Origin of the sequence: Streptomyces sp. NPDC058964 (genome assembly GCF_042741275.1) — a bacterium.
Taxonomy (GTDB): domain Bacteria; phylum Actinomycetota; class Actinomycetes; order Streptomycetales; family Streptomycetaceae; genus Streptomyces.
Genome location: NZ_JBHYKH010000179.1, coordinates 12,419 through 14,278 on the forward strand (window position 1 = coordinate 12,419; position 1,860 = coordinate 14,278).

The 1,860-nt window shown below is 70.2% G+C and carries 1 protein-coding gene; it reads right to left on the reverse strand.

Annotation, left to right across the window (positions count from 1 at the left end; all coding sequences use genetic code 11):
* Positions 1-119: 119 nt before the first annotated feature.
* Positions 120-1,860 (reverse strand): M1 family aminopeptidase (locus ACFW2E_RS22245; protein ID WP_384468807.1); only part of this gene is annotated, 1,741 nt, incomplete at its 5' end.

Here is a 1,860-nt window from a genome sequence, read left to right on the forward strand (position 1 = left end):
GGGCCCCCCCGCCCCGGCCCGGCCCCCCCCCCCGCCGCGCCCCCCCCACTCCCACGCCCCGGGGGGGGGGGGGGGGCCCCCCGCCGGGGGGGGGCGCCGCGCCCCCGACCCGTGCCGGGTCAGCCCTCGATGCGGTGCTGGGTCCAGAACGAGGTCAGGTCCGTGCTCGTGGCGGCCTGGGCAGCCGCCTTGAACTCGGCCGTGGTGGAGACGCCGTACCAGTGCGAAGTGGCGTAGTCCTTCAGCAGCTTGGTCATCGCGCTGTCGCCGAGGACGCGCCGCAGGTCGTGCAGGGCGCACTTGCCGTAGCTGTACACCACGGTGGAGTACCGGGACGAGTGGGCGTCCCAGTAGGCCATCGAATTGGTGATCTTCTCGTCCGACGAGGCCCAGGACACGCTGTTCCAGCAGTTGGTGCCGGTCTTGTTGAGCGCCAGGTCGGTGGCGTAGTCGGTGAACGCCTCGTCCAGCCAGGGGCTGTTGTACTCGTCGTCGCCGACGATGCCGTACCACCACTGGTGGCCGATCTCGTGGGTGAGCGCGGTGGTGCTGACCAGGTCGAGGACGAAGCCGGGGTACTCCATGCCGCCGAACCAGTAGTTGTTGTCGATCACCGCGTCCAGCTCGCCGTACGGGTAGGCGCCGAAGCGTCCGGCGTGGGCGTCCACGGCGGACTTCGCGGTGGTCAGCATCGACTGCGCGCTGGAGGAGCTGATACCGGACACGGAGTAGATGTTCACCGCGACTCCGGCGGCGGAGGTGCCGGAGATCCTGGTGAAGGGCCCGGCGGCCCAGGCGAAGTCACGGACCTTGGTGGCGGTGGCGGTGGTGACCGTGCGGCCGCTGGGGCCCGGGGTGTCGACCGAGGTGCCCGTCGCCGGCACCAGCAGGGTGCTGGGGTGGTCGAGGGTCACCTTGAAGTCGGCGGCCAGCGAGTAGAACGACTCGCCGTTGTTGGTGTACGGGTCCAGGTGCCAGCCCGCCCCGTCCTTGACCGCGAGCACGGGAAGGGCGTTGCCGATGAAGCTGAAGGCCCCGTCGTGGCCGAAGCGGTCGGCGCCGCTGGGGACGGTGATGCCGAGGTCGAACCCGATGGTGGCGGTCTGCCCCTGTGCCAGCGGCGACGACAGGTCGATCTTGAGAGCCGTGCAGGCGACGGAGAGGGCGCCCGCGGTGCCGCCGGTGACGTTGCCGACCGTGATCGGAGGTGCCGAGCACGTGCCGTGGTAGTTGTCCCACAGCCTCAGGTACACCTCGCCGAGCGCGGTGGAGGAGGCGTTGGTGAAGGTCACGCTCTCGTGACCGGTCCACACCGTGCCGCTGGTGTCGCTGCTCAGGCTGACGGTGTACGAGGGTGCGGCGGGGGTCCGGGTGGAGTCGGCGGGCGGTGTCGTGCCGCCGGAGGTGTCGAGGGCGATGTCGTCGAGGACGAAGCTGGTCTGGAGGCTGGAGTCCTCGGTGCCGGTGAAGGCGAGGTTCACGGTCTGGCCCGCGAACGCCGACACGTCGAAGGACTTCTGCACGTAGCCGGTGTTCTTGTTCAGGTTCGAGTACGTGGCCAGCGTGGTGCTGCCGATCTTCGCGGTCAGCTTGTCGTAGGCGATCGACGAGGTCGTCTCGGCGGTGTCGATGTGGAGCCAGAAGGTGAGGGTGGCGGTGCTGCATCCGGTGGGGATCGTCACGCTCTGCGACAGGGTGTCGGTGTGGGTGCTGCCGACTCCGTTCAGCCAGGCGAAGCTGGTGCCGGCGTGGGCGGTCTGACCGGCGCGGCTGGTGATGACGCCGGCCGAGGACTGGGTCCAGGGCGAAGTCCCGCTCTCGAAGCCGCCGTTGGTGACCGCCTGGGCCGGGGTGCAGGCG